This window comes from Arthrobacter sp. Y3225209, assembly GCF_059090685.1.
The window spans coordinates 1-20,498 of the sequence record NZ_JBNHFW010000040.1 but is presented as its reverse complement, the minus strand read 5'-3'; the positions used below and the strand labels follow the sequence as shown (position 1 = coordinate 20,498).

18 protein-coding genes are annotated in these 20,498 nt (G+C 65.6%); 6 read left to right on the top strand and 12 right to left on the bottom strand.

What is annotated here, in order from left to right; all coding sequences use genetic code 11:
• Positions 1-56: 56 nt before the first annotated feature.
• The 4 genes from AC5RVB_RS15890 to AC5RVB_RS15875 all read right to left on the bottom strand — a co-directional run bounded on the left by AC5RVB_RS15890 (position 57) and on the right by AC5RVB_RS15875 (position 3,724).
• On the bottom strand, positions 57-380 hold the full coding sequence (locus AC5RVB_RS15890; protein ID WP_494143122.1) for a hypothetical protein: 324 nt from the start codon (positions 378-380) through the stop codon (positions 57-59).
• A 307-nt stretch (positions 381-687) separates the two neighbouring features.
• Positions 688-1,485: an MBL fold metallo-hydrolase gene (locus AC5RVB_RS15885; RefSeq protein WP_494143121.1), complete on the bottom strand. Its 798-nt coding sequence runs from the start codon at positions 1,483-1,485 to the stop codon at positions 688-690.
• A gap of 6 nt (positions 1,486-1,491) precedes the next feature.
• Positions 1,492-2,598, bottom strand: coding sequence for a branched-chain amino acid aminotransferase (locus AC5RVB_RS15880; protein WP_494143120.1), 1,107 nt, complete (start codon positions 2,596-2,598; stop codon positions 1,492-1,494).
• A 61-nt stretch (positions 2,599-2,659) separates the two neighbouring features.
• The gene (locus AC5RVB_RS15875; RefSeq protein WP_494143119.1) at positions 2,660-3,724 is read right to left on the bottom strand and encodes a 3-isopropylmalate dehydrogenase; all 1,065 of its coding nucleotides are present in this window, start codon (positions 3,722-3,724) and stop codon (positions 2,660-2,662) included.
• A 123-nt stretch (positions 3,725-3,847) separates the two neighbouring features.
• On the opposite strand from AC5RVB_RS15875, the gene AC5RVB_RS15870 reads away from it, so the two are divergent.
• The 6 genes from AC5RVB_RS15870 to AC5RVB_RS15845 all read left to right on the top strand — a co-directional run bounded on the left by AC5RVB_RS15870 (position 3,848) and on the right by AC5RVB_RS15845 (position 10,173).
• Positions 3,848-5,053: a sensor histidine kinase gene (locus AC5RVB_RS15870; RefSeq protein WP_494143118.1), complete on the top strand. Its 1,206-nt coding sequence runs from the start codon at positions 3,848-3,850 to the stop codon at positions 5,051-5,053.
• Between the two features lie 68 nt (positions 5,054-5,121).
• On the top strand, positions 5,122-5,793 hold the full coding sequence (locus AC5RVB_RS15865; RefSeq protein ID WP_279326978.1) for a response regulator: 672 nt from the start codon (positions 5,122-5,124) through the stop codon (positions 5,791-5,793).
• Between the two features lie 4 nt (positions 5,794-5,797).
• Positions 5,798-6,130 (top strand): MmcQ/YjbR family DNA-binding protein, encoded by a 333-nt coding sequence (locus tag AC5RVB_RS15860; RefSeq protein ID WP_494143117.1) that lies wholly within the window; start codon positions 5,798-5,800, stop codon positions 6,128-6,130.
• Positions 6,131-6,199: 69 nt separating this feature from the next.
• Positions 6,200-6,970 carry an ABC transporter ATP-binding protein gene (locus tag AC5RVB_RS15855; RefSeq protein ID WP_494143116.1) on the top strand — a complete coding sequence of 257 codons (771 nt, stop codon included), beginning with the start codon at positions 6,200-6,202 and terminating at the stop codon, positions 6,968-6,970.
• Positions 6,971-6,973: 3 nt separating this feature from the next.
• Positions 6,974-9,475, top strand: coding sequence for an FtsX-like permease family protein (locus tag AC5RVB_RS15850; RefSeq protein ID WP_494143115.1), 2,502 nt, complete (start codon positions 6,974-6,976; stop codon positions 9,473-9,475).
• Positions 9,476-9,648: 173 nt separating this feature from the next.
• Positions 9,649-10,173 (top strand): hypothetical protein, encoded by a 525-nt coding sequence (locus AC5RVB_RS15845; RefSeq protein ID WP_227929526.1) that lies wholly within the window; start codon positions 9,649-9,651, stop codon positions 10,171-10,173.
• 63 nt (positions 10,174-10,236) lie between these two features.
• Here AC5RVB_RS15845 and metG read toward each other — a convergent pair whose 3' ends face one another.
• The 8 genes from metG to AC5RVB_RS15805 form a co-directional block, all read right to left on the bottom strand.
• Positions 10,237-11,796 carry a methionine--tRNA ligase gene (gene metG, locus AC5RVB_RS15840; protein ID WP_494143114.1) on the bottom strand — a complete coding sequence of 520 codons (1,560 nt, stop codon included), beginning with the start codon at positions 11,794-11,796 and terminating at the stop codon, positions 10,237-10,239.
• A 9-nt stretch (positions 11,797-11,805) separates the two neighbouring features.
• On the bottom strand, positions 11,806-12,537 hold the full coding sequence (locus AC5RVB_RS15835) for a hypothetical protein (RefSeq protein WP_494143113.1): 732 nt from the start codon (positions 12,535-12,537) through the stop codon (positions 11,806-11,808).
• Between the two features lie 9 nt (positions 12,538-12,546).
• Entirely contained in the window at positions 12,547-13,920 is a 1,374-nt protein-coding gene (locus AC5RVB_RS15830; protein WP_494143112.1) for an FtsX-like permease family protein, read from the bottom strand.
• Entirely contained in the window at positions 13,917-14,636 is a 720-nt protein-coding gene (locus AC5RVB_RS15825) for an ABC transporter ATP-binding protein (RefSeq protein ID WP_494143111.1), read from the bottom strand. The genes AC5RVB_RS15830 and AC5RVB_RS15825 overlap by 4 nt, the downstream gene beginning before the upstream one ends.
• A 140-nt stretch (positions 14,637-14,776) precedes the next feature.
• Entirely contained in the window at positions 14,777-16,372 is a 1,596-nt protein-coding gene (gene serA, locus AC5RVB_RS15820) for a phosphoglycerate dehydrogenase (protein WP_494143110.1), read from the bottom strand.
• Between the two features lie 153 nt (positions 16,373-16,525).
• Positions 16,526-17,551, bottom strand: coding sequence for a ketol-acid reductoisomerase (gene ilvC / locus AC5RVB_RS15815; RefSeq protein ID WP_494143109.1), 1,026 nt, complete (start codon positions 17,549-17,551; stop codon positions 16,526-16,528).
• Between the two features lie 47 nt (positions 17,552-17,598).
• Positions 17,599-18,111: an acetolactate synthase small subunit gene (gene ilvN, locus AC5RVB_RS15810; RefSeq protein WP_227903283.1), complete on the bottom strand. Its 513-nt coding sequence runs from the start codon at positions 18,109-18,111 to the stop codon at positions 17,599-17,601.
• A gap of 3 nt (positions 18,112-18,114) precedes the next feature.
• Positions 18,115-20,019 carry an acetolactate synthase large subunit gene (locus tag AC5RVB_RS15805; protein WP_494143108.1) on the bottom strand — a complete coding sequence of 635 codons (1,905 nt, stop codon included), beginning with the start codon at positions 20,017-20,019 and terminating at the stop codon, positions 18,115-18,117.
• Positions 20,020-20,498: the final 479 nt, after the last annotated feature.

The window sequence follows — 20,498 nt, the reverse complement described above, 5'->3', positions numbered from 1 at the left end:
CCATACCCACGGGGTGGGCGGACACGGTCGATTCAACCAATCAAAATAAATTGGTATCAATAAACTTGGCACACTATTGAGTTCTCAAACAACAGACGCAATCCGAAAATACTCGGGAAAACAATGTTTTCCTTTTCTTCTTCGCTGCAATGTTTTATTATCTTATTCCATTCCGGCGTTATTTGCAATTCGCGGTTTTCCTGTCGGAATCCCGTGAAAAGCGTTTGTACCGCCGTTCCGGCCCAGCGTGAACCGGAGTCTTTTCCGCCGGCCCGGTGAAGGGCACGGGAGTTGGACTCTGATTTTCGAAGGGGTTTGGCCGCCATGCTCGGGCGCTTTTTCAGCGTCCCTGCCGCGGCGACTTCAATTACTTTACACACCCCGCCCGGTCCTTGCAAACCGGATCAAAGCGACCTGCCGCACGCTGTCCGCACCACCGCAGATCCGGCTGTGCGGGCCAGCGTTTCGGCCGATACATCCATGGTAAAACCTCAGGCTCACCTCTGCGCAAGCCGGTTCCCGGTCAGCCTCGTCACATAAACACCCGTCACATGACCAGAGGGCCGGCCATCGGACGGCAAATCAGGACACCTTCCCTGCCGGGTCCCGTTCCCTGCCGGGTCCCATTGCCTGCCGGGTCATATCTCTGCCGGGGCGGGCCCCATCTCTGCCGGGCAGGGCGGGCGCCTATCCGTTGCCGCGGAGGTACGCCAGCTGTGCAGCCACCGACAGCTCGGCGGCGGCACGCACGTTGGCCGGCACATCCGCGTACACCTGGTCCGCGATGTCCCCGGCGCCGGCGTTGGAACCGATGTGGTCCAGGGCGGTACGAATCTGTTCCAGCCGCTCTTCCCGGTGGTCCCGGTAGGTCAGGACCAGTGAGCTCAGATCCGGTTGAACGGGCCCGTGTCCGGGAAGAACCGTGGCGGCACCGAGGTCAGCCAGCATCTCCAGTGTCTGCAGGTAGTCCCCCAGGGTCCCGTCCGGATAGTCCAGCACCGTGGTCCCCCGCCCCAGGATGGTGTCTCCGGTAAGTACGGAGCCGTTCCCGCCGTCGTCGGGAAGCCAGAAACACACCGAGTCCGAGGTGTGTCCGGGCGTCGCCAGGACCCTGATCTGGAGTCCGGCGGCCTTAATGCTTTCATCGGCGCCGAGCGGATCCGCTCCGACGCAGTACTTCGGATCAAGTGCGCGGACCGGTGCACCCGTCAGCTCCGCGAACCGCTGGCTGGCCTCGGTGTGGTCAGGGTGCCGGTGGGTAATCAGCACCAGTTCCACGGTTCCGGCGCCGGCCAGGGCCTGCAGATGCTCCTCGTCCAACGGACCCGGGTCCACCACCACCGTGCTTCCGGATCCCGGGGCAGCCAAAACGTAGCTGTTGGTGCCGTCCAGGGACATGGGCCCCGGGTTCGGGGCAAGCCGGACACGGCTGAGCTCGCTGCTGCGGACCAGACCGGAATCCGGAAGCTGTTCGGTGGTTGACATGGGTTCCTAGGCCAGGCGGGTCAGCCAGCCGTGGGTATCCTCCACGGTGCCGGTCTGGATGCCGAGCAGCTGCTCGCGGATGGACATGGTGACTTCTCCCGGCTTCGCGTCCGCGGATCCGATGACCTCAGTTTCGGACTTCAGCTGGCCCACGGGAGTGATGACCGCTGCCGTGCCGCACGCGAAGACTTCGGTGATTTCACCGGAGGCAACGCCGTCGCGCCATTCATCCAGGGTAATCTTGCGTTCCTGAACGTCCATGACGCGGTCCCGGCCCAGCTGCAGAACGGAAGAGCGCGTGATTCCGTGCAGGATGGTGCCGGAGAGTGCGGGGGTGACCAGGCGTCCGTCCTTGAAGACGAAGAAGACATTCATGCCGCCAAGCTCTTCCACGGCGTTGTCGTTGAATTCATCCAGGAACAGCACCTGCTTGCAGCCGTTGGCTTCGCCTTCCATCTGGGCGATGAGTGAGGCAGCGTAGTTGCCGCCGCACTTTGCTTCACCGGTGCCGCCGCGGCCGGCGCGGGCGTACTTGGAGGAAAGCCAGATGGAGACCGGCTTCAGTTCCCCGCCGAAGTAGTTCCCCGCCGGCGAGGCAATCACGCGGTAGGACACCTCGCGGGCCGGACGGACACCCAGGAACGCCTCGGTGGCGATCATGAACGGGCGCAGGTAGAGCGCGGCGCCGTCGCCGTCCGGAATCCAGTCCTGGTCCAGGGCCACCAGCCGGCGGATGGACTCCAGGAAAAGTTCCTCGGGAAGCTCGGGCAGCGCAAGCCGACGGGCGGAGAGGTTCAGGCGTGCAGCATTGGCTTCGGGGCGGAAACTCACTACGGAACCGTCGGCGTGCCGGTATACCTTCAGGCCCTCGAAGATCTCCTGCCCGTAGTGCAGGACGCCGGCTGCCGGATCGATCGAGATGGGCCCGTAGGGCTCAATGCGGGCGTTCTGCCACTGGGCGTCTCCGCCTTCGGCCGCCTTCCAGTCAATGACGGCGGTGTGGTCGGTGAAGTAGTCGCCGAATCCGGGGTTCGCCAGGATGGTGGCCCGCTCGGAGGCGGACTTCGGGTTGGTGGAAAGCTCCTGGGTGAATTCCAGTGCGCTGACGGTCATGATTCCTCCACGGTGAACGGCAAAAACCCGTTCGACGACTACTTATTGGCTATGACTGAGCTTATGACACCGCGGCGGCGATGGCATCGCCCACTTCGGCGGTGGTACGGCGTCTTCCACCCCGGTTGGCGAGATCCGCGGCAACGGCCTGCTGTACCCGCGCGGCTTCATCATCAAATCCCAGGTGCTCCAGCAGCAGGGCAGCCGAGAGGATGGCTGCGGTGGGATCAGCTTTCTGCTGCCCGGCGATGTCCGGGGCAGAGCCGTGTACGGGTTCGAACATGGACGGGTAGGTGCGGTCCATGTTGATGTTGCCGGAGGCCGCCAAACCAATGCCACCGGTGATCGCGGCAGCCAGGTCGGTGATGATGTCGCCGAAGAGGTTGTCCGTGACGATGACGTCGAACCGTGAGGGATCACTCACCATAAAGATGGTGGCGGCGTCCACGTGCAGGTAGTCGTGGGTGACCTCAGGGAATTCCGCGGCCACCTTTTCCATGGTTCGCTTCCACAGGCGCCCGGCGTTCACCAGCACGTTGTGCTTATGCACCAGCGTCAGCTTCCGGCGCGGCCGCTGCGAGGCCCGGCGGAAGGCATCACGAACCACGCGCTCGACGCCGTAGGCGGTGTTGAGCGAAACTTCGGTGGCGATCTCCTGCGGGGTTCCCTCACGGAGCACTCCCCCGTTGCCGGCATATGGCCCCTCGGTTCCTTCGCGAACGACGATGAAATCGACGTCTCCGGGATTGGCCAGCGGGCTGTCAACTCCCGTGTACAGCTTGGACGGGCGGAGGTTTACGTAGTGGTCCAGGCTGAAGCGCAGCTTGAGCAGCAGCTCGCGTTCAATCAGCCCCGAGGGCATGCTCGTGTCCCCGGGCGCCGCACCCACGGCTCCAAAAAGAATCGCGTCATGGCCCTTGAGTGCGTCCAGTGTCTTATCCGGCAGGGTCTCCCCCGTTGCCAGCCAGTGCTCAGCCCCGAGCTCATACTCGGTCAGGTCAAACCGGGCTGGTCCGCCCGCGGTGACCTTGTTCAGCACCTTCACTGCTTCGGCCGTAACCTCCGGGCCGATTCCGTCGCCCGGGATCACGGCCAGGGAAATGACTTTGGACTGTTCTTCGCTCATAACGCCCATCATAGAAAGACGGTCCGGATGCCGGACAACCCATCTCACATGCTGAACACTGCGGCGAGAATTCCACCCCTGGCATGACGCGCCGGAGGAACGAGGGGCCTAAAGTTGTTGTCCATGCTCCTGCACCGACGTATCTATGCCTGGATGCAGGCAAACCCCGCCAAGGTGGACCTGTGCTCCGCCCTGGGCTTCACCCTGTTCCTCGCGGTGCCGGTCCTGCTCATCGGCCGCTGGCAGCCGGTCGAATTCCTGTTGTCGACAGCCATCTGCATGAGCATGGCCTGGCGCCGCACCAGGCCCGTACCGGCAGCGGCGGTCCAGGCCACCGCCTGCATCCTCTCCCTGTTCCTGGTCCCGGAGACGGGGTTGCCGGCTGACATTCTTGTCCTGGGCATGGTCTACTCGCTGGCTGCCTTCGCTCCACGGTGGGCAAGCCTGGCCGGGCTGGGGCTGGCGCTGGCTGGCGGCATGGCCTTTGTGCTGGTGTATTTCATTGCGCCGGCCATGGGAGGCAGCCTTCCCGGGACTACCGGGTTCATCCCGATGCTCATACTGGTCATCGCCGTTGATGCGGTGGTCCTGGTCTTCTGGACCTTCGGGGACCTGGCCCGCACCCGGCGCCTGGCCATGCAGGCGCTCCAGGACCGCGCCCACCGCCTGGAGATTGAACGCCAGCAGGAGCGGGACCTGGCCGCCGCGGACGAACGCAGCCACATTGCCCGGGAGATGCATGACATTGTGGCGCACTCGCTCTCGGTGATCATTACGCAGGCCGACGGCGCGCGGTATGCGAGCGCCGACGATCCGGACGTCGCCCCGCGCACCCTGGGCGTGATCGCCGAAACCGGGCGGAGTTCCCTGCGCGAAATGCGCCGCCTGCTCGGCGTGCTCCGCGGCGACGAGGCAGCCTCCACCCGCCCCCTGCCCTCACTGGCAGATGTTGATGCGTTGGTGGACTCTGTCCGGCGCGGCGGGGTGGATGTTTCCGTGCAGGTGGACGGTGCGCCCCGCCGGCCCCTGCCGCCGGGCGCTGAGCTCAGCGCATACAGGGTCATCCAGGAGTCCCTGACAAATGTCCTGAAGCATGCCGGTCCCAGCGCCCGGGCGGCTGTTGGCCTCCAGTGGTCGCCGCGGGGGCTGGCCCTCACTGTCACGGACAACGGGATAGGTGCCGCTGCAGCCATCGACAGCGACGGCGCCGGACAGGGCATCAAGGGGATGGGCGAACGGCTGGCGCTTTACGATGGAACCCTAAAGGCTGCTCCGGCGGCCGGCGGAGGATTCCGCGTTGAAGCATTCATCCCCTACACGGAGGCCTAGGCATAGTGCCGGATTCCCCCTGGACCGCAGCGTCCGAAACACCGCTCCCTTCCGCCGATCCCATCCGAGTGGTCCTGGTGGATGACCAGCAGCTGGTGCGCGGAGGTTTCCGCATGCTGATAAATTCACAGCCGGATCTCGAGGTGGTTGCCGAAGCCGGCAACGGACACGAGGCACTGGCCGCACTGGCCGCCGTACGGGCCGACGTTGTGCTGATGGACGTCCGGATGCCGGGAATGGACGGCATCGAGGCCACCTCCCGGATCCTCGACGCCGGAAACGGCGGGGAGCGTAACGAAGACGTGAAGGTGGTGGTGCTGACCACCTTCGACCTGGATGAGTACGCGCTTTCCGCCATCCAGGCCGGCGCCAGCGGCTTTCTGCTCAAGGACGCCCCGCCCGAGGAGCTGTTGGAAGCCATCCGCACCGTGCACCGCGGTGACGCGGTGATTGCGCCGTCCACCACCCGCCGCCTGCTGGACCACGTTGCCCCCATGCTGCGCACCGCCGGAACACCCGGAAGCCCGCATGCCGCCGCCGTCGAAACCCTGACGCCGCGCGAACACGAGGTTTTCACCCTGATAGCCCAGGGCCTCTCCAACCCTGAGATCGCAGCGAAGCTCTTCCTCTCGGAGGCAACGGTCAAAACCCACGTGGGCCACATCCTGGCCAAGCTGGGCGCCCGGGACCGGGTGCAGGCCGTGGTTATTGCGTACGAGACGGGCATAGTCGCACCCTAGGGGCATGGAACGGGGACGGCGCACGGCCACTGTCGAGGACGTCCGTCAGGTCTGCCTCTCCCTGCCCGGCGTCACGGAACGGCTCAGCTGGAAGCAGCCCGCCTGGTTTGCCCGCACGCTGATGGCCCGGATGTGGGATGAAGACTCCCTGACGGTCAAAAGTGCGGAACGGGAGGCACTGGCGGCGCAGCAGCCGGACATCTACTTCTGGACCCCGCATCACGAGTCCTCTCCGCTGCTGGTCCTGGTGCGGCTGGCCTACGTTCCGCAGGATGAGCTCGCAGAAATGCTGCACGAGTCCTACCGGCTGGCCGGCGCCCTTCCACCCACGGTATGAGGCCGGCTCCCCGGGAACCGTCCCCCGGCTCGATGTGGCCCATGACGCCGCGGGCATAGCGTGGGAACCATGACAACACTCGCAGAGCAGAATCCTGTCCCCGGCACGGGGAAAACCCGCCTGGCCGCAGCCGCGCAGAAGCTGAACAAGACGTACGGCACCGGTGAAACCCGGGTCCACGCCCTTCGGGATGTGGACGTGAGCTTTGAAACCGGCACCTTCACGGCCATTATGGGTCCGTCCGGCTCCGGAAAGTCGACCCTGATGCATTGCCTGGCCGGCCTGGATACCTCCGACTCGGGACGCATCTGGATTGGCGGCACCGAACTCACCGGACTTAACGACGCCGCACTGACCCGCCTTCGCCGGGACTCCGTGGGCTTCGTTTTCCAGTCCTTCAACCTGGTCCCCACGCTTACCGCCGAACAGAACATCACCCTCCCCGTCGCGCTGGCCAACGGCAAGGTGGACCGGGCCTGGCTGGAAAGCATCACCGAAACCCTGGGCCTCACCGGCCGGCTGAAGCACCGGCCGCATGAACTCTCCGGCGGCCAGCAGCAGCGCGTGGCCGTAGCCCGTGCCCTGCTGACCCGCCCGGACGTGCTCTTCGGAGACGAGCCCACCGGCAACCTGGATTCCAAGTCCGGAGCCGAGGTCCTTTCCCTGCTCCGCCGGTCCACCAAGGAGATGGGCCAGACCATCATCATGGTCACCCACGATCCCGTGGCCGCTTCCTACGCGGACCGGGTAGTGCTCATGAATGACGGCGCACTGGTGGGCGAACTGGCGAATCCCACGCCGGACACCGTACTGGCCGCCCTGACCAAGCTGGGGGCGTAAGGCATGTTGCAGGTAGCGCTGGCGCAGGTGCGCCTGAACGCCCGCCGTTTCATAGCGGTCTCCCTGGCGGTCCTCATCGCCGTCGGCTTCCTGACGGCCACCCTGATCATTAATTCCTCTTCCAAGGCCTCGCTGACCCAGAGCGTCGGCCAGAGCTACCGCAACGCGGATCTGATCCTCAACGGCAACCTGTTCCGGTCCGATCCGCTGGTGCTGGACGAGGACACCGCCGCCATTGTCCGTGACCTCCCCGGAGTGGCGGGAAGCTACGAGGTGCAGCAGGGATACGTCAGCTTCGGCACGGGCCGGGACACGGTGTACGGCAAGCTGGACAGCATTCCCGAGTACACGGGGCTCTTCCCCGGAAAGGTCACCGACGGTTCGCTGCCGGTGTCCGACGGCGAGGTGGCCGTGGACAGCGACACCGCCGAGCGGGCGGGCCTGTCGAAGGGCTCCGTGCTCAGCCTCACCGGTGGAATGGACGATTCAGCTGCCGTGGAGCTGACAGTCACCGCACTTGTAGCCCCGTCCGACGACCCAAGCAGCATGGGCAATGCCCAGCTCTATGCCACCGGCGCCACCGCGGCATTGTTCGCCAACGCGGAAGACGGCTTCGACACCATCCAGCTGGCGCTGGCTTACGGCGCCAACGTGAACGAGGTGCGGGCCGCCGTGGAGCAGGAGCTTTCCGCCGCGGGCATGGGTGAGGTGGTTGTCCGTACCGCTGCGGAGCAGACCGATGTCCTGGTGTCCATGTACACCGGCGGAGACGATGCCCTGACCATCATCCTGCTGGCCTTCGCCGCGGTGGCGGTGCTGGTCTGCGCGTTGGTGGTTTCCAACACCTTCTCCGTGCTGGTGGCCCAGCGCACCCGCGAACTTGCCCTGCTGCGCTGCATCGGTGCCGAACGTTCGCAGATACGCCGCTCCGTCATCGTGGAAGCCCTGATTGTGGGCATAGTCGCATCCGTTGCAGGTGTCCTGGCCGCCGTTGCCCTGGTGGGCGGCATCATTGCCTACCTGCAGACCATTCCCGAAAGCGGCTTCGCCACACTGGCGGTCTCCCCCGGCTCGGTAGTCGCCGGACTGGTGGTGGGTGTCCTGCTGACCGTCCTGTCCGCCCTGGTTCCGGCCCGGGCCGCCACCGCGGTTGCCCCGCTGGCTGCCCTGCGCCCTGCCGATGATGTTCGGGCCGGAACAAAGCGCGGGCGGGTCCGCCTGGCCATCGGCCTGGTGCTCCTGGCCGGCGGTGCCGCCCTGCTTGCTGCCGGTGCGGTCTCCTCGGACCTCCTGGTGGCGCTGCCCGGCGGCATCCTGAGCTTTGTGGGCGTGCTGATGTGCGCCACGCTGTTTGTCCCGGGTCTGGTGCGGGCCGTCGGCAGGATCGCTGCTCCGCTGGGAGTGCCCGGCAAACTAGCAGCGGTCAACGCCGTCCGGAACCCCCAGCGTACGTCGGCAACATCCTCCGCCCTGCTGATCGGCGTCACCCTGGTCACCATGATGATGACCGGGGCCGCCACGGCGCGGACCTCCCTGGACGACGTGTTGGCGGGAGAGTTCCCGGTGGATGTGAGCGTTGCCGGCCAGGACCGTCCGTTCACCGCCGCCGACGCGGACACCGCACGTGCCGTTGACGGTGTGCAGGACGCTGTCCTGGTGCCCTTGGCCGGTACCACCGACACGGAGGAATACGGCGCCTACGACGTGTACGCGCTGGATCCTGCTGAAGCGGCGAAGGTCCTGCAGGATTCCGACCTGGTCCTCACGGACAACACCATCCTGATGCCGCAGGGCATCAAGTCCGAAACGCTGACGGTAACCGGGGCGAGCTCCACCGCGGAGCTGAAGGTACTGGAATCGAACAGCAAACAGCTGCGCCCGCTCATCAGTGCCGACACGGCGGCGAAGCTGGGTGGCCCTGCACCGCTGCCCGCTTCCGCTGACTACGTTCCGTTGCCGGAGCTCTGGCTGTCCGTGGAGGAGACCCTGAATACCTCCGCCCTGATAGACCTGCGCGCCGATCTGGCGGAACGGCTGGATGTGGAGGAGTACACGGTGAACGGTTCCGCGATTGAGCGTGCCGCGTTTGACCAGGTCATCGACGTCCTGCTGATGGTGGTCACCGGCCTGCTGGGAGTGGCCGTGGTGATTGCCCTGGTGGGTGTGGCCAACACACTGTCCCTCTCGGTATTGGAACGCACCCGCGAGTCGTCCCTGCTGCGGGCACTGGGCCTGACCCGCGGACAGCTGCGCGGCATGCTGGCACTCGAAGCCGTGCTGATCGCCGGGGTGGCTGCCCTGATGGGCACCGTGCTCGGCTCGGTTTACGGCTGGCTCGGAGCGCAGTCGGCGCTGGGCTCCTTCGCCTCGGTGGAGCCGTCGGTTCCGTGGCTGCAGCTGCTCGGTGTCCTGGCCGTGGCGCTGCTGGCCGGCCTCGCGGCGTCGGTCCTCCCGGCCCGTCGCGCCGCCCGCCTCTCGCCGGTGGCCGGACTCGCTGCCGACTGACCGGACCCGTTGAATCAGGCCGGGACCGGTCTGCGGCTGATCTGCGGCCCGGCCGCGGGGCATGTGCCTCGCGGTCGGGCCGCAGATCTGCAAGGATACTGGGAAGGACAAATTACTAAGCACGCTTATGCCGGACCGTTGGCCCGGCAGGCTGCAGGCGTAAGGAGATCAGCATGACCCAGCAGGATGCCGCCCCCGGACATTTCACCCCGGGACGGGAATCACTCGCCGCGTACCTGGATGACCACCTCATTGGCGCAGAGACGGGCGTCCGCCTGTTCACCGCCGCGCAGCGCACATGGGAGGGATCACCGTACGAGGAGACCTTCGCCCGCCTGGTGGAGGAAATTTCCGATGAACGGGATGAACTTGAATCCCTGATTCATGCCCTGGGCTATGCAAGGAGCAAGGCCAAGGCTGCCGCAGCGGCCGTGGGCGCGGCGGCCGGGAAACTGGGTCCGCTGAATCCGCTGAGCACCGGCGGCGGCGCCACCGGGCAGCTGGAGCTTGAGTCCCTGCAGTCGCTGGTCCGGATGAAGGAATCCCTGTGGCGGACACTGCTGGTGCTTTCCGGCACCGACCACCGGTTCAACGCGGCGCGGCTTCAGGAACTGATCGAGATGGCCCGCGGACAGCAGGAGGCCGTGGCCGAGGTGATGGAGAAGACAGCCGTGGAGCGGTTCCTGGCTACGGACTAAGCCGGGCCCCGCTAACAAAAGAACACCCCCGACGAATCGTCGGGGGTGTTCTTTTGTGTCCGCCTATTCCGCCGGCTCCTCGTACTTCGGGAAGATGGGTGTGGGCGCCGGCAGCGCAGTGCCCGGCACCAGCGGCGTGCCGATCGCGCTGAACTGCCGCGCGGCGTCGTCGTCCTGGCCAAGGACCGTCAGCAGCTTGGCCGCACTCTCCGGCATCACCGGCTGGATCAGGATGGCGACAATCCGCAGCACCTCGAGCGTCACATACAGCACCGTGTTCATGCGTTCGACGTCGGTCTTCCGCAGCACCCACGGCGCCTGCTCGGCAAAGTACGCGTTGGTGTCCCCCAGGACCTTCCAGGTAGCTTCCAGCGCGCCGTGGAAATCCTGCACATCGTACGCTTCACGGGAGATCTGCAGGAGGTTGCCTGCAGCTTCCAGCAGGGCAGTGTCCTCCGGCGTGAAATCACCGGGCTGCGGCACCGCTGCGCCGCAGTTCTTGGCCACCATGGACAGGGAGCGCTGGGCCAGGTTGCCTAGGTTATTGGCAAGGTCGGAGTTCATCCGGCCGACGACGGCGTCGTGATTGTAGGAGCCATCGGCACCGAAGGGGACCTCGCGGAGCAGGAAGAAGCGCACCGAGTCCAGGCCGTATTGGTCAGCCCAGTCCTTCGGGGCCACTACGTTGCCCAGCGACTTGGACATCTTGACGCCCTTGTTGTGCAGGAAGCCGTGGATCATGATCCGCTTCGGCAGTTCCAGCTTGGCGGACATCAGGAAGGCAGGCCAGAAAATGGCGTGGAAGCGTGAAATGTCCTTGCCGATCACGTGGACGTCGGCGGGCCAGTACTTCCGGAAGGCTTCACTTTCGGTATCGGGGAAGCCGACGCCGGTGAGGTAGTTGGTCAGCGCGTCCACCCACACGTACATCACGTGGTCCGGGTTGCCGGGCACGGGCACGCCCCAGTCGAACGTGGTGCGGGAGATGGAGAGGTCCTCCAGCCCGCCCTTCACGAAGCTGATGACCTCGTTGAACCGCGAGCGCGGGGCGGCGAAGTCCGGCTGGGACTCATAGAGGGCCAGGAGTCGATCCTGGTACGCGGACAGCCGGAAGAAGTAGCTCTCCTCCTCGGTCCAGGTCACCTCGGTGTCGGTTTCCTTGGAGTACCGCACGCCGTCCTCGCGGACTTCGGTCTCGTCTTCGCTGTAATACGCCTCATCCCGGACGGAATACCAGCCGGAGTACTTGGACAGGTAGATGTCCCCGTTCTCCTCCATCCGCTTCCAGATGGCCTGGGCGGCGGCATAGTGGTCGGCGTCGGTGGTACGGATGAAGCGGTCATAGGAGTTCCCTATATCCGCTTCCATCTGCTTAAACGCGGCCGAGTTGCGGTCCGCGAGTTCCTTGGCGGTAATGCCTTCCTTGTCCGCGGACTGCTGCATCTTCAGCCCGTGCTCGTCCGTACCCGTCATAAAGAACACGTCGTAGCCGTCCAGGCGCTTGAAGCGCGCCATGGCGTCGGTGGCGATGTGCTCATACGCATGCCCGATGTGGGGCTCGCCGTTGGGGTAGGAGATGGCTGTGGTGATGTAGAACGGAGTCTTGGAATCGGAAGAAGTCACATAAGAAAATTACCCTGTTTCGGCAGGGCTTGTCGCTTTGGGGCCGGCAAGGCGCGCGAGGCCGAGAAGGATGACGGTGTAGAAAACGCTGATGGTGCAGGCCGTCCCGACGATGCTGCGGTATGGCAGCCAGGACTCCCCCTGCGGCAGGATGACGAACTCGGCGGCGATACACGCCGCCAGCAGCACCGCGAGGAGGACCTCCATCCCCATCCTGAGCCTGCTGCCCCGGTACCGGCGGCGCAGAAGCAGGGCAACCGGCAGCAAAGGCATGAGCCACACCAGTTCGTTGAACCACACGGTCGCGATCAGCAAACAGGCGGCCACCCCGGCTGCAGGATAAGCGGCCGTATAACCCCACCCGGCGGGTAGCCCTCCCTTCACCCCGTACAGGGCCGTGAGCAGCGCCCAGGGCAGCAGAAGGGCGGCCATGAACTCCACCGACCCCGTCGGAAGCTGAACAAGCAGCAGCAGTCCGATCGGAACGGCATAAACAGCGACCCGGAGCGCCCGTGCGGGCGGGCTGGCCGGCACAAAGACCATCAACCCGGTGAGGATTGCTGCCACCCCCAGAACCAGCCCGTTCACCAGCATGCTGTCCCATGGGTCCTCCCTGCCCTGCGGGAACAACGCATTGATGAAGGCGCCTGCATAGGAGGCTATTCCTACCAGCAGCCAGGCGGCTGGAATCCAGGACCGCTGCAGTGGTGTTGGTGCCGGCTCGGGCGGAGGTTGGGACATTGGGACAGCTTAGTGCCCGTCCTCCAGCACCGAGGTCAGCACCGGAGCCGTGACGGCAAGCCCTGCCCGCACCAGCCCCACTCCCACGGCAACGGTTGCCGCGAGGATAGCCATCGACGCCGGAGCGAAAAGCAGCGCCGCACCCACCAGCGGGAACAGCAGGACCGCCGACACCGTCACGGAAGCGGTGCATACGAGCAGCAGGGGCTGCATCACCGCCTTGATGCGTGCGCCCTCGATCACTCCCCGCGGCATGCCCATCCGGTCCAGGCTGCGGTAGAGCTCACCGCGGTCCAGGACCGTGGCTGCCTGGTTGATGCCAGCGGAGCAGGCGACCATCAGGAACCCCGCAACAACCGTGATCAGCACACCGGTCATGAGGTCCTGCAGCAGGAAGTCTTCCGGTCCCTCCGACTGGCTGCCCTGGACGGCCGCAGCGGCCGAACCGGCAACTACGGCGGTGAAGCAGACCAGGGCCAGGGCACTGACCTGGCGCCAGGCGGCCTTGGGGGAATCCAGCACGATCCTGGCGGCAAGCAGCGCCTCCGGCGTCTGTGCCCTGCGCAGGCGCCGGGTGGCGGAGCGGGCAACCAGCCAGGGTCCGGCCAGGTTGAGGACGGACATCCCGGCCGCAAACACGCCGAAGATAATGATGATGGCCAGCACCGCTCCGGCGCCCGGAATCGTCAGGGCCAGGCTGCCCGCAACCAGAACCGCCACGGCAATCCCGGCCCGGCTCCAGTGGACCTTTTGGGCTGCGGCCCGGGTCCGCACCCCGAGGGGTGACACCACCACTTTCCGCAGGCCGGCCGCGGAGCTGACCGCGGCCAGCAGAACCACTGCCAGCACCGTGGCGAGTCCAGCCGCCGGGTGCAGCCAATAGGCAGCGCCAAGGGCTGCGCCGCGGAAGTGGATCAGCTGGACCAGTGGAGCGAACAGCAGATACCCGGCCACCCCGGCCACGGCGCCGGCCAGTGCCTGGGCGGTGGCCTCCAGCACTGTCACCTGCCGCACCGTCCTGGCGGAGCCTCCGAGAAGGCGCAGCGTTGAGAGGTGCTCGTCCCGCCGGCGGGCGGAAAGGCGCGCCGCGGAACCACCAAGGGTGATGAGGGGCAACACCAGCAGCAGCAGCGCGAAGCAGGCCAGCAGCAGATACAGATCCCCTTCAGCGTCGCCCCACTGCAGGAAGGACAAGGCGCCGGACAGGACGGTCAACAGCAAGGTGGTGACCACGGCAAACGCTGCGACAGGCAGCAGCGCCTTCTCCCATCCGGCGGTGCCGGGACGGTTCAGCAGCCAGGTGAGGCGGACGGCCACCGGAGAAGAGTCCAGAAGACGGGCAATGGCGGACAGACGTGCGGGCAGGGGCGCGGGGGCGGTCATCGGGTCCGTCCCGCACCGGCCGTGTCGGCAACAATCCGGCCATCAGCCACGGTGATCACCCTGCCGCACCAGCGGGCCACTGACGGGTCGTGGGTGACCACCACCAGGGAGCGCCCCGTCCCCTCGACGGTGCGCAGCAGCAGCCCCATCACTTCCGCGGAGGTGTGCGAATCCAGCGCACCCGTGGGTTCGTCCGCGAACAGGACCCGCGCACCGTTGACCTGTGCCCGCGCTATGGCCACCCGCTGGGCCTGTCCGCCGGACAGCTCCCCGATGCGGCGCTGTTCCATTCCGGCCAGTCCGAGAGCGGCCAGAGCCTGCACGGCTGCCTGTTCCGCTTCCGCCCGTGGCGCCCCGTTGAGCATCAGGGCCAGCGCCACATTTTCCCCCGCCGTCAGCTCGGGGATCAGCAGACCCTGCTGGAAAACGAAACCGAAGTCGCTTCGGCGCAGTGATGAGCGTGCGTCGTCGTCCAGCGCCGTGACCTCCACGGGTGCACCGCTGCGAAACAGCCGGACGCTGCCGGTGTCGGGGCGGATAATGCCGGCCAGGCAGTGCAGCAGCGTGGTTTTTCCGGAACCGGAAGCGCCCATCACGGCCACAGCCTCCCCCGGATATACGGCCAGGCTGATGCCCGCCAGTGCAGCGGTGCTTCCGTAGGTTTTGGTCAGGTTGTCGGCGGCCAGCAGAGGTCCGCCCGGCATGGATGAAGTCATGCCTTCCATGCTGCCGCGGCAGGGGTGCGGTGCGCGTCGGAGGCGGGCATGATCTCCCCTGCAGTGCCTCCTACCCTGGGGGGAGGCTTAAACGCACAGGACCGGTCCCGCGATGGCGGAACCGGTCCCGTGCGGTGCTGCTAGTCCTGCAGGTCCACTTCGCGGGCCACGGAGGCGCCGATTTCCTCGCGCAGCTTCTCCAGCACGTCCTGCGGCACGGAGGAATCCACGGTCAGCAGGGACAGCGCCTGGCCGCCCTCGGTGTTCCGGGCCACCTGCATGCCGGCAATGTTGATGTCCTTCTCGCCCAGCACCCGGCCCAGGGCGCCGATCACGCCGGGGCGGTCCTGGTAGATGAGCACAATCAGGTGTTCGCTGATGGGGATTTCCAGGTCGTAGCCGTTCACTCCGACGAGCTTCTGGATCTGCTTCGGTCCGGTCAGCGTGCCGGAAACCTCCAGCCGGGACCCGTCGGAGAGGGCACCGCGGATGGTGAGCAGGTTCCGGTAGTCATCCACGTCGGGGGTGGTCAGCAGGCGCACCTCGATGCCGCGCTGTTCCGCCAGCACCGGTGCGTTCACGTAGGAGACCTGTTCGGAGACAATGTCGGTGAAAATGCCCTTCAGGGCCGCCAGCTCCAGTGCCTTGACGTCCAGGGCGGCAATCTCGCCGGCCACTTCGATGTCGATGGCGGTCACGGAGTCGTGGGAGAGGGCAGTGAAGATGCGGCCCAGCTTTTCGATCAGCGGGATACCCGGGCGCACGTCTTCGGCGATGACGCCGCCGGCAACGTTTACGGCGTCGGGGACCAGTTCCCCGGCCAGGGCCAGCCGGACGGATTTGGCAACGGACACGCCGGCCTTTTCCTGCGCTTCTGCGGTGGAGGCGCCCAGGTGCGGGGTGACCACTACGTTGTCCAGCGCGAAGAACGGCAGGTCGGTGCTGGGTTCCTTGACGAACACGTCCACGCCGGCACCGGCGATTTTGCCTGCCTGCAGGGCTTCATAAAGCGCAGCCTCGTCCACGAGTCCGCCGCGGGCCACGTTCACCACGTAGGCGGTGTCCTTCATCTTCTCGAAGGCTTCGGCGCCGAGCATGCCCAGGGTCTCGGGGGTCTTGGGCATGTGGATGGTGATGAAGTCCGATTCCTCAAGGAGTTCGTCCAGAGTGACGAGGCGGACGTTCAGCTGCGCGGCGCGGGCGGAGGTCACGTACGGGTCATAGGCCAGGATCTCGGTACCGAAGCCCTGCAGCCGGGCCGCGACCAGGGCGCCGATGCGGCCGAGGCCGATAATGCCGATCTTCTTTTCGAACAGCTCGATGCCGCTGTACTTGGAGCGCTTCCATTCGCCGTTCTTCAGGGCACCGCTGGCCTGCGGGATGTTCCGGGCCAGGGAAAGGATGTGCCCCACGGTGAGCTCCGCGGCGGAAATGATGTTCGACGTCGGGGCGTTGACCACCATCACGCCGGCCTGCGTGGCGGCCTTGATGTCCACGTTGTCCAGCCCCACACCGGCGCGGGCAATGACCTTCAGGTTCTTCGCCGCCGCAATGGCCTCGGCGTCCACCTGCGTAGCCGAGCGGACGAGGATGGCATCCACGTCCGCGATCGCGGAAAGGAGCTGGGAGCGGTCCGCACCGTCCGTGGAGCGGATCTCAAAGTCGGGGCCCAGGGCCTCGACGGTAGCGGGCGAGAGTTCCTCCGCGAGGAGTACGACTGGTTTGGTGGCAGACACCGGTGACCTCTTTAGCTGTGGACGATTCAGGTGGGGTTTCGCGCAGGAGGCCGGACCCGAGGGGTCCGGCCTCCTTGCCGATTCGGCTTGCCTTTCGAGCCTATCGCCTGCTCCCGGGGGCGTGGCGAATCGGTGCGGATATTACGGTGGCGACTAGCGGGCTACGGAGCCTTCGGTGTAGTCGTCCTCATTCTTGATCCAGGAGAAGAGCTTGCGCAGCTCGCGGCCGGTGGCCTCGATCGGGTGGTCCTCACCCTTCTGCCGCATTTCCTTGAACTCGGGTGCGCCGGCATCCTGGTCATCGATGAAACGCTTGGCAAAGGCGCCGCTCTGGATGTCTGCGAGGACGGCCTTCATGTTTTCCTTCACGCTCTCGTCGATGACGCGCGGGCCGGAGACATAGTCGCCGTACTCTGCCGTGTCGGAAACGCTCCAGCGCTGCTTGGCGATGCCGCCTTCCACCATGAGGTCGACAATCAGCTTCAGCTCGTGAAGTACCTCGAAGTACGCCACCTGCGGCTGGTAGCCGGCTTCGGTGAGGGTTTCGAAGCCGTACTGGATCAGCTGCGACGCGCCGCCGCACAGGACTGCCTGCTCACCAAAGAGGTCCGTTTCGGTCTCTTCGGTGAAGGTGGTCTCGATGACGCCGGCACGGGTGCCGCCGATAGCCTTGGCGTAGGACAGTGCCAGTTCCTTGGCCTTGCCGGATGCGTTCTGCTCCACGGCAATCAGGTCAGGGACGCCGCGGCCGGCTTCGAATTCGCGGCGCACAATGTGGCCCGGGCCCTTGGGTGCGACGAGGGCAACGTCGACGTCGGCCGGCGGCTGGATGTAGCCGTAGCGGATGTTGAAGCCGTGGCCGAAGAACAGTGCGTCGCCGGACTGCAGGTTCGGGGCGATCTCCTCGGCGTAGACAAAGCGCTGGACCTGGTCCGGGGTAAGGACCATGATCAGGTCGGCTTCGGCGACGGCGTCGGCGACGTTGAGTACGCGAAGGCCCTCAGCCTCGGCCTTGGCCCGGGAGGCGGAGCCTTCCTTCAGTCCCACACGGACGTCGACGCCGGAGTCGCGGAGGCTGAGTGCGTGGGCGTGGCCCTGGCTGCCGTAGCCGATGACGGCGACCGTGCGGCCCTGGATGATGGACAGATCGGCGTCGTCGTCGTAGTACATGTCAGTCACTGTGGTTATCTCCTACTGGTTTCCTGGATGAAGGTCTGGGGTGGAACTCAGGCGCTGCGCAGGGCGCGGTCGCTCATGGATTTTGAGCCGCGGCCTACGGCCAGAGTTCCGGATTGGACTATTTCGCGGATGCCAAAGGGCTCAAGCACTGACAACAGCGCGTTGAGCTTCTCGGCGGTGCCTGTTGCCTCGACGATGAGCGAGTCTGTGGACACGTCCACCACTGAGGCGCGGAACAGCTCGGCTGCCTGGGTTACCTGCAGCCGGGTTGCGGCATCCGCGCGAACCTTGACCAGGATGTGGTCGCGTTGCACGGAGGAATCGGGAACAAGCTCAACAATCTTGATGACGTTGATGAGTTTGTTCAGCTGTTTGGTGACCTGCTCCAGCAAGTCACCCTCGGCGTCGACCACCACCGTGATCCGGGACATGCCCGGCACCTCGGAGGGGCCCACGGCCAAAGAATTGATGTTGAAGGCCCGGCGGGCGAACAGTGAGGCTACGCGGGTCAGTACGCCGGGAACGTCTTCTACCAGCACGGAAAGGGTGTGGCGGGCCATGTCCTAATCCTCCTCTTCCCAGGTGGGGGTCATGTTGCGGGCAATCTGGATCAGGTCATTGCTGACCCCGGTGGGGACCATCGGCCACACCATGGAATCGCGGCTGACCACGAAGTCGATGACCACGGGGCGGTCATTGATTTCCAGGGCCTTGGCGATGGTGGCATCGATGTCCTCGTCGCGTTCGCAGCGCAGGCCCACGCAGCCGTAGGCGTCGGCCAGCTTCACGAAGTCCGGAACCCGGACAGTGTCATGTCCGGTGTTGAGGTCCGTGTTGGAGTAGCGCGACTCGTAGAAGAGGGTCTGCCACTGCCGCACCATGCCCAGCGAGGAGTTGTTGATGATGGCAACCTTGATCGGGATGTTGTTGATCAGGCAGGTTGCCAGTTCCTGGTTGGTCATCTGGAAGCAGCCGTCACCGTCAATGGCCCAGACCACGCGGTCCGGGTTGCCCACCTTGGCTCCCATGGCCGCCGGCACGGAGTAGCCCATGGTGCCCAGCCCGCCGGAATTCAGCCAGGCGCGGGGACGCTCATACTTGATGAACTGCGCGGACCACATCTGGTGCTGCCCGACGCCGGCCACGTAAACGCCCTCGGGGCCGGTCAGGGCTCCGATGCGTTCAATGACCTTCTGCGGCGCCATCAGGCCGTCTTCCGGCTCGGCGTAACCGATGGGGTACGTCTCCCGCAGCCGGTCCAGCACGGCCCACCAGGCCGAGATATCCGGCTTCTCGGTTTCGAACTGGCTCCGCACGGCGTCGGTGAGTTCGGGGATGATTTCCTTCACCGAACCGACAATCGGCACGTCCGCGGCACGGTTCTTGGAGATTTCCGCGGGGTCGATGTCCGCGTGGATGACCTTGGCGCCGGGTGCGAAGGAGCTGAGCACACCGGTGACCCGGTCATCGAAGCGGGCGCCGAGGGTGATCAGCAGATCTGACTGCTGCAGCGCGGTCACGGCGGAGACCGAACCGTGCATGCCCGGCATGCCCACGTGCTGCGGGTGCGAGTCGGGGAACACACCGCGGGCCATCAGGGTGGTGACCACCGGGGCGCCCACCAGTTCGGCCAGTTCCAGCAGTTCGGCCGAGGCGTTGGCCTTGAGCACACCGCCGCCCACGTAGAACACCGGCCGCTGCGATGCCGTGATCAGGCGTGCCGCTTCGCGAACCTGCTTGGAGTGTCCGCGCACCACGGTGCGGTAGCCCTGCAGGTCGATCTTGGGCGGCCAGGAGAAAACGGTTTTGGCCTGCTGGGCGTCTTTGGAGACGTCCACCAGCACCGGACCCGGCCGGCCCGAGGTCGCAATGTGGAAGGCCTCGGCCAGCACGCGCGGAATGTCCGCGGCGTCGGTGACCAGGTAGGAGTGCTTGGTGATGGGCATCGTGATGCCCACAATGTCGGCTTCCTGGAACGCATCGGAGCCGATAAACGCACTGGAGACCTGCCCGGTGATGGCGACCATGGGCACTGAGTCCATGTGCGCGTCGGCAATGGCGGTGACCAGGTTGGTGGCACCGGGGCCCGACGTCGCGATGCAGACACCCGCGCGGCCGGTCACCATGGCATAACCTTCGGCAGCGTGTCCGGCGCCCTGCTCATGCCGGACCAGGACGTGGCGGATCTTCTTCGAATCCATCAGGGGATCATAGGTGGGCAGGATGGCGCCGCCGGGCAGTCCGAAGACCTCGTCTACGCCAAGCTCCTCCAGGGACCGGACAAGGGCCTGGGAACCGGTCATTTCGATGGGCGGAACAATGTTGTTGGGCCCTTGGATCCGGTCATCCACGGCATAGGTGGAAGACATGGAACTTGCTACGTCTTTGGTCTTGGCTGCTGCCGCGCGTGCGGCGGCGTTTGCCTTCGAGGCCATCAGCGAAGGGCTGATTGGCGATCCCTTACTCATTGGAACTTCCTTTGCGGATACTGATCCATTGTCTTTGCGGCGGCCTGCCCGGGTTGTGCCCGGTTGGGCTTTTTTATGCTTAGCGAAGCCAAAACTGACGAAGCCAATAAAAAAACCCCTCGTGCCGGTTGGCTCCGTAGGGGTTCGCGCGTGACGTCTTAGACAAGTCGGGCTATTACGCCACGCGCTTGATAAGGACGACGGGTACGATCTGCATACCGTTCAGTCTTGCGGTCCCCTGCGGGGGTGTCAATCTAATGAGACGCCCGTCTCACTATGTGGACGTGGTGTCTGTCTTTTGGACATCCCTGTCCGGTTCCCCTTCCTGCCAAGGCGGCAGGGTACTCCCCCACCCGGTTCTGCCGCCCACACGAGGCGGCAGGGCTTAATAAGGCTGCAAGGCCTCAGGGGCCCCGGTGGTCAGGCGCTCCAGCGCCTGACCACCCGGGCGGGCGAACAGCCCCCCAAATCGCCCCGGG